The organism is uncultured Turicimonas sp. (assembly GCF_902477955.1).
Taxonomy (GTDB): Bacteria; Pseudomonadota; Gammaproteobacteria; order Burkholderiales; family Burkholderiaceae_F; genus Turicimonas.
This window is the reverse complement of record NZ_CABSJB010000064.1, coordinates 1-7,437: the sequence shown is the minus strand read 5'-3', so window position 1 is coordinate 7,437 and position 7,437 is coordinate 1. Positions and strand designations below refer to the sequence as shown.

The following is a 7,437-nucleotide window of genomic DNA, read 5'->3' as shown; positions in this document are numbered from 1 at the left end:
GGGGCAAGCTATCTAATTGACAATTCAAGCCCTGCATGGTTTTTAAATCAGGCAAAACCGGAAACTATCGTAGTTAATGGTAAAGCCATTACTTACATGGCTCAATTCAACAACCAATTAGCACAAGACAAATTCGGTTGGACCACAAATTTCCAAATAATGAGGCCAGGTCTCTACCAATTCATCGTCTATCCAAAAGGCTCTGATAATCCTTTCAGCCCACAGGTCAGAAGATTGATGGAACCGGTTTATGGACAAAACGGTGATTGGCCGAAATATCAGGAAATGCAGAATCAAATCTTTCCGATGACTCCTGCATTTGGACAAGCTGCGGGAGGCAAGTTCTCTGCGCTAGTAGTTCTGAATGGAAAGCCCGCTGCCAACTCCGTAGTTGCAGTGGAATACTACGGAGCTGATAACTATAAAGGTGCGTCAGCAACCACCAAGATCATTACTCTTCTGAGAACGAACAAAGACGGTGTAATTGACTTTACGATCCCCTGGGAAGGATGGTGGGGCTTTGTGGCTCTTAACAATGCGAATTCTCTGCCAGTCAACAAGGACGGTTCTCCAATCGAACTGGGAAGTGTTTTATGGACTAAATTTGTAAAACCATAGCAGGCGTTATCCTTTAGAATACAAGGGATTTATTTTGAATTCTAAGGAATGAAAGAGTTAGAGCCTAAGATTACTAAGGTTGATGCCGGATCTAAATTTGTGGAAAAAATAAAGATCGTATTCACGCATCAATTTCCGGTCCATGAGAGAGTCTCTTTAGAACCTTTTTTCGATCCTTCTGTCGAGGGTGCCGATGCCTGGGTTCTTGCTGAAGGAGACAAAGTCTTAGGCTTCGTTACTCTTCTTTCCCTTCCTCCCATAAGTTATATCTTTTACCTCGCCACCGATTCGGCCTACCAAGGCAAAGGAGTAGGCTCAAGGCTTGTTAACTTCGTTAAGGAAGCGTATCCCAGCGACCTTCTTTTTCTTCACTGCGAAGTCCCATTAGAAAGCGCACCTGAGCGTCTGCAGACTCGCCTAAAACGTTTGAATTTTTATAAACGCCTAGGATTTAAAAAAGTTGGCAAAGAGCACGATTGGAGAGGAGAACTCTTCCAAACGATGGCAATTGGAACCTGGGATGAAGAAAAGGTCAAAAAGTTTTGGGAACGATTTGACCCTCTTTGGAGTGATGAAGATTAATTCTCGGTCTTTTCCTCTAAACCTTGTTTCTCCTCTTTGTTCGTTTGCTCTGTCTCAATTTTGCTGACTAAGATTTGATCAATCCGATTCATATCCACGTCGATGACTTCAAATTTATAGCCGCTGTAAATTACCTTGTCCGTTAGCTTTGGAATCTTTCTCAGCATATACATCATGAATCCGGCAACGGTCTCATAACTTTCATCATCGGGCATTTTGTCTAGCTCTAAGGTTCTTTCTAGATCTTCGATAGGGGTTGCGCCGTCAATCAGCCACGTTCCATCTTCTCTTTGTACGATATAGGAATCATCTTCAGTCTGTACAAGGTTACCCATCACCGTGCTCATGACATCTCCCAGAGTAATTATTCCCACCGTAAGAGCATATTCGTTCAATACAACAGCAATATCTTTGCCCTGCTGCTTGAAGACTTCCAAAACTTCCGAGAGAGATAATGTATCCGGCAGACAAGGAATACTCTTTAATAGGCTCTTTTCATGAAGTGAAAGACTTTCATTTTCCAAGGCTCTGCAGAGTAAATCTTTGGAATCTACATAGCCAATAACTCTGTCGATATTCTTATCGCACACTAGATATTTACTATGAGGATCCGATTCAATCTTCTTCTTAATATCTTCGAGAGAATTTCCAAGAGTGAAGTAGGTAACGGAATCCCTTGGAGTCATTGCGCTGGTGACAAATCGATCTTCTAATTTAATTACATTTTCAATAGCCTGTTTCTCATCATTATCAAGCAAACCTGCTTCTGCCCCGGCACCAACAGTGGCTAAAAGATCTTCGCTCGTAATCGTGGCCTCATTCTTTGTCGGTACTCCCATCACTTTTAAGAAGAAATTTGAGAGGCCTGTCAACGCAATAACGAAAGGCTTCAAGATGAGAATCAAGAATCGCATTGAGCCAATTAATAACAATGCATATTTTTCGGGCTTGTTCAAACCAATTCTTTTGGGAATTAAGTCTGCGAACAAAACGAATATCATTGTGACCGCAAAGAAAGAACAGAAAAAGCCTAGAGAGGCGGCCAAATCCGGGGCGCAGAAATAAAGAAAAAATTGTTCGAAAAAGGGGGAAAATACCGTTTCACCTACGATACCGCCGAGAATTGCAATAGCGTTAACACCGATTTGGATAACTGAAAAAAACGGTCCGGGTTTGATTTGAAGATCTAGAACTTGTTTTGCTCTCTTGTTACCTTGTTCAATTAATTGCTGCATTCGGATTTTGCTTGAGGCAGCTAATGAAATTTCGGCAATTGAGAAATAAGCACTTGAAAGGATCAATGCCACGATAATAATGAATCTTGTTGTTAGATCTAATTCCATTTTTTTCTCCGCAACAGTGGACTATTATGGCAAAAATAAGTAAAAAAAGAATTTACTCAGCTTAAAGCGGTTTTGATCTGATAAGATAACGACCTTGTGCGGAGAAATGGCAGAGTGGTCGAATGCGCCGGACTCGAAATCCGGTATACGGGTCTCCCCGTATCGAGAGTTCAAATCTCTCTTTCTCCGCCAGAATGCTTCTTTTTTTCCTCTTCTGCCCGCTTCTTTCCTAGCTTATTTTTGGTCGAAAGGAAGCCTGAAGATTAAAGTTCATGAAAAAAGCGCTTTTGGAAACACTCTCAGAATACTGTCAGCTGGGAATACCGCAGCAATTGGATTACTCAAAATTTTATTTGTATTCAATCATCACCCATTCCACAGCTATCGAAGGATCAAGTCGAAAATCAACTTCTTTTTGACGAAGGTATAACTTCCAATAAAAGAAGTCTTCGGGAACAGCTGATGAATCTAGACTTAAAAAGTGCTTATGAACTGAGCAATAAGTTTATTCAAGAAAAAAGAGACTTTTCTCTTCGAATGCTCAGAGAATTAAGTGCTGCTGTTATGAAAAATACAGGCAGTATTTACAACACTCTTCAAGGTTCCTTTGATTCATCTTGCGGTGATTTCAGAGGGTTAAATGTTAATGCTGGAACGGGAGGTCGTTCTTATTTAAGTTTCTTAAAAATAGAAGATAGACTTAATAAGTGGTGCCAAGAGGTAAACCTCAGAAGGAATTCTTTTGAGAGAGGCTCACTAATCTATGAAAAATATTTATTCACGTTTGAAGCTCATTTCGATTTAATCACAATACATCCTTGGGCAGATGGAAACGGAAGAACTTCCCGGCTAGTAATGAACCACCTACAAAACGAGTTAGAGCTTTTCCCTACAAAAATTTTAAAAGAGGATAAAGCGGAATACATCCAAGCGTTAATAGACTCTAGAGAGCAAGAGGATAAAGCCATTTCTTCTTCATTTATGATGAAAAATCACATAAAGAATCTTAAGTCAGAAATTTTTGCCTTTAAAAAATCTAGAGATTAGCCAGAAATGAAAGGCGTTACGACCTCATCGTTTTTTCGTTAAAGTCCGCTATGTTACAGCCAGATATAGTTGCAATAAAACAATAGTTACCGCAGTGAGTCTCGCCTTCCACTACATTAAGTGCTATGAGGTTCAGTATAGTTTTGAACCGCCTCTCTTACCTCCTCTTACGGTAACCTATTGGTCCCGAGAGTTTTGTTAGAGGACAATGAAAATTTTATATTGTTGCCCTCCAGCAAATAAAAGAAGCAACAACTACCATACCTACCCCAATCCAGAAAGCTCCTGTTAGCTGAGCCCCAATAAAAATGGATGCAAATACGCATGAGAGGACCGGTGTGAAATAGGAAACAATCGACAGAATAGTAATGTTTCCTTTCTGAACACCAATAGTCCAGAAGCCATAAGCAAAGCCTAAAACCAATGCTGCTAAAACTGCGATGCCTAAGCCGAACCAGGTAAAGTCTTTGGGAACTTCAACACCGGATAAGTTCAGCACATTAAAAATAATAACGTCAGCGGCAAAAACTAAGACGGTAGGATTTTCCCCTCTAGACCACGCTTTTGTAAAATTGGAATATGCCGCCCATGAAATAGCAGCCGTCAACCCGAGAAAATAACTCAAAGGATTTTCGAGAATATGGAAATACATTCCTTTGAAGTCAACCAATACATTTCCGCTGAGAACAATACATATACCGTAGATAGCACCGACCATGCCGATCCCTAACCACCATTTAGCCTTTTGGTGATTAAAAATAACCGCAAAAAGAATAGTTAACGAGGGCCAAAGATAGTTAATCATTCCGACTTCCATGGCCTGAGTACCGCCCTGAGAAAGAGCTAAAGAAAAAGCAAAACTCATAGAGCAGGTTATCGCACTTCCTAATCCGCACAAGTAGTATTTCCAAGGAATCTTCTGTAGGTTAGGAAGTCCGAATAGAAAGAACACGATAATAAAGGAAAGCGTATAAGTTATCGCTAAGCCTCTCCCTACCCCCAGATAGTCGGTAATTCCTTTGATAAATGAAACAGAAAGGCCCCAGGTAATTGGGGCTGTACATCCAAGCAATGTGGCCTTTTTAGCCGATAAATTAAACTGCATTTCTAATTTTGTAAGCTTTCTAATCGAATGAATTGATCGTCACGAGTAAAAAACAGGCTTCGAACCATTCTAATTGAAAGCCAAGATACCAAAGCCGCTGACGCAGCAATACAGAAGAAAATTAATAATTGATATCTGACTGCCAATAACGGAGAAACACCGGCAAGAATCTGACCGCTCATCATCCCAGGCAAAGCGACAATACCGAGAACCATCATGGAGTTAATAATCGGCATCAACGCTGCTGTCATAGCCACTTTCACAGACTCTCTACTTGCTTCCGCTGAAGTTGCTCCTAAAGCCAATAAAGTTTCTATTTCATCAGCACGAGCTTCAAATTCGCTTCTCAATCTCTCAACAGCCAAAGATCCGGCAACCATGGATTGAGCAATAAGCATTCCTCCCAAAGGAATAATGTACTTACCCTCCCAAAGAGGCTCAGGTCTCACGACAACAAACTGTAGATAACATAAGACTGATAAAGCACCTAGGGCAATAGATATGAAGAGGATCTTAATAATCTTAAATTTGATTTTTTTTGAAGCTATCCCTTTTAGGGCCCTTTCGGATGCCTGTGAAGCGAACGCCACCATAATAATGAGCAGCAGAGAAATTACCCAAGGGTTGTCTTGAGCAAATACCCATACCAAGAGATATCCCATGATTCCTAATTGAATGCATGCTCTAACTACCGCGATTACTAAAGATTTGATGAGTTCTAATCTATAAACTGCAGACAAGAGAATAACAATTCCAAGAGGAACCATGCCAATTGCCATTTGAGCGTATGAGATCTCAATTGAACCTAATGTGGTAGACATATTCCCTCCTTACAATTTATAAGCCTTAAGAAAGTTCGCAACTCTCTCATTAGAAGGATTATTGAAGAACTCATTCACGGGCAAAAAGGCAACAACTTTACCTTCTTCTAACATCAAAACTTTATCAGCAAGGAAAGATGCCTCTTCAAGCCGATGCGTAATCATCAGACTTGCAGATCTCTTTTCTTTAAGATGCTCTTTTAATACCTTGAGAGTCTTGCAAAATTTATTAGATGTTTCTACATCTAACGATGCGGTAGGTTCATCAAACAGTAATACAACCGGATCGAGCATCAAGGTTCTGGCAATCCCTATCCTTTGTTGTTGTCCGCCCGACAACTCTGAAGCTTCTACAGGCAACATTTCTGAGGTTATGCCCGCCTCCTGAATGGCTCTAGCGAACCTTTTCTCAAGTTCTTGTTGAGTAACCTTCGATTCATACTGTGCGCCCATCTTGATATTCTTTTCTGCATTCCCAGGGAACATTACGGCTTTCTGAAAAATATAGGCCACCTGTTCACGAAGAATATGAACGTCATACTCTTCTAAGTTTTTACCATTCCAAAGAATCTGACCGCCAGTACGACCGTAATCAAGACGATTTAACTGTCTCAACAGCGTGGACTTCCCAGCCCCGCTCGGACCGACGATGCAGACAAATTCTCCTTCTTGAACATCAAAAGAAACGGAATCGAGAATTTTTTTTCCACCTTTCACAACAGTGAGATTTTGTATACTGAACGCTGTCATTTTTTATATGTTTCTCAACGTAACTCACGGAACAATCTAAACTTATATTGTAAAAAAGTAAAAGGAATAACTCTAATACGGGTCATCCTCATAGTGGATGGACTGATTTTTAAAGATTTTTTCTGGTTTTTCTGTATTTTCTTTTTACAATTAATACGAAATAAACAATAGGAATGAAAGGAAGAATTTATGAAAAAGATTGCAGTTCTGGGATGTGGAGCTTTAAGTCAAACATTCTGTATGAATGTTAGTCGTCTTTTAGAAGATGACTACTTCATTACAGCTGTTTTGGCAAAGCATCATGAACACGCCGTTGATTTGTCGATGAAGATTGGGAGCTTCGCCTGTCACAACCTCAGGGAATTGCTCTCTTTAAGACCGGACATAGTCGTAGAATTTGCCGGGGTAGAGGCTGTAGAAAAATATGCTGAAGATATTCTTTCATCCGGATGCGATTTAGTCATCGCCTCTGTGGGAGCTTTGGATGACAAAGACTTCAGAGAACACATTATTAAGGTCGCAAAAGATCATGAACGTCATATCTATGTCACCAGCGGCGCAATCGGCGGCATGGATATCATGTCAACTTTCGCAGCTTACGGCAATCCTGAAGTCAGCATTGTCAGCGTAAAACCACCTCAGGTCTATGACAACTCTCCGTATTTGGCCAATAAGCCGGTACGCAGAGATCAAGAAGTGGTAGTGTTTGAAGGTGATGTTCACGCAGCTATAAGAGGCTTTCCAAGAAACGTTAACGTTTCCGTAGCTACAGCCTTGGCCTCACATGCACATGACATGAAAGTCAAATTGATCAGCGATCCAAGTGCAACAAGGAATACTCATACAGTAACTTTGCATAATCCGATTATGGATGCACAGCTTACCTTCTCCGCTGAACCAGATCATGAAAACGAAAGAGCCAGTATGTCAGCAGCGTGGAGCGTTATAGCTCTCCTGAAGAATTTATCTTCTCCGCTTTCCTTCTTCTAGCTCCACAACCTTCTTTGATAGAAAGCCTCGCCCAAATGCGAGGCTTTCTAATTGTGAGCAAAAAACACAAAACCCTCGGAGCCGTAATGACTTCGAGGGTCTGTTTTAAATAATTGAGCCCGGAGGCTACCTACTTTCGCAAGAAATACAACTCACTATCATCGGCGTGGAGGCGTTTCAC

Annotated in this window: 8 protein-coding genes and 1 tRNA gene; 5 read left to right on the top strand and 4 right to left on the bottom strand. The window is 40.9% G+C overall.

The features are described from left to right. Together RDK53_RS12015 and RDK53_RS12010 are read left to right on the top strand one after the other, a co-directional pair. Positions 1-618: DUF4198 domain-containing protein (locus RDK53_RS12015; RefSeq protein WP_308515184.1), on the top strand; the 618-nt coding region annotated here is incomplete at its 5' end. A 48-nt stretch (positions 619-666) separates the two neighbouring features. Further along, positions 667-1,200 carry a GNAT family N-acetyltransferase gene (locus tag RDK53_RS12010; RefSeq protein ID WP_308515182.1) on the top strand — a complete coding sequence of 178 codons (534 nt, stop codon included), beginning with the start codon at positions 667-669 and terminating at the stop codon, positions 1,198-1,200. Here RDK53_RS12010 and RDK53_RS12005 read toward each other — a convergent pair. Further along, entirely contained in the window at positions 1,197-2,543 is a 1,347-nt protein-coding gene (locus RDK53_RS12005) for a hemolysin family protein (RefSeq protein ID WP_308515180.1), read from the bottom strand. The genes RDK53_RS12010 and RDK53_RS12005 overlap by 4 nt on opposite strands. Before the next feature lie 100 nt (positions 2,544-2,643). Between RDK53_RS12005 and RDK53_RS12000 the strand changes: the two genes are divergently transcribed. Continuing rightward, a tRNA-Ser gene (locus RDK53_RS12000) sits at positions 2,644-2,735 on the top strand. Positions 2,736-3,005: 270 nt separating this feature from the next. Then, positions 3,006-3,590: a Fic family protein gene (locus RDK53_RS11995; RefSeq protein ID WP_308515178.1), complete on the top strand. Its 585-nt coding sequence runs from the start codon at positions 3,006-3,008 to the stop codon at positions 3,588-3,590. A gap of 217 nt (positions 3,591-3,807) precedes the next feature. On the opposite strand, the gene yddG is transcribed toward RDK53_RS11995, so the two are convergent. Genes yddG through RDK53_RS11980 form a run of 3 tightly spaced genes read right to left on the bottom strand, consistent with a single transcriptional unit; the run spans position 3,808 to position 6,266 of the window. Beyond that, complete coding sequence (gene yddG / locus RDK53_RS11990; protein WP_308515176.1) at positions 3,808-4,695, bottom strand: aromatic amino acid DMT transporter YddG; 888 nt, start codon at positions 4,693-4,695, stop codon at positions 3,808-3,810. A gap of 2 nt (positions 4,696-4,697) precedes the next feature. After that, on the bottom strand, positions 4,698-5,516 hold the full coding sequence (gene fetB / locus RDK53_RS11985; RefSeq protein WP_308515174.1) for an iron export ABC transporter permease subunit FetB: 819 nt from the start codon (positions 5,514-5,516) through the stop codon (positions 4,698-4,700). A gap of 9 nt (positions 5,517-5,525) precedes the next feature. Next, the gene (locus tag RDK53_RS11980) at positions 5,526-6,266 is read right to left on the bottom strand and encodes an ATP-binding cassette domain-containing protein (RefSeq protein WP_308515172.1); all 741 of its coding nucleotides are present in this window, start codon (positions 6,264-6,266) and stop codon (positions 5,526-5,528) included. Positions 6,267-6,455: 189 nt separating this feature from the next. Here RDK53_RS11980 and RDK53_RS11975 point away from each other — a divergent pair, with 189 nt between their 5' ends. Then, positions 6,456-7,256, top strand: a complete 801-nt coding sequence (locus RDK53_RS11975) for an aspartate dehydrogenase domain-containing protein (RefSeq protein WP_308515170.1) — start codon at positions 6,456-6,458, stop codon at positions 7,254-7,256. Positions 7,257-7,437: the final 181 nt, after the last annotated feature.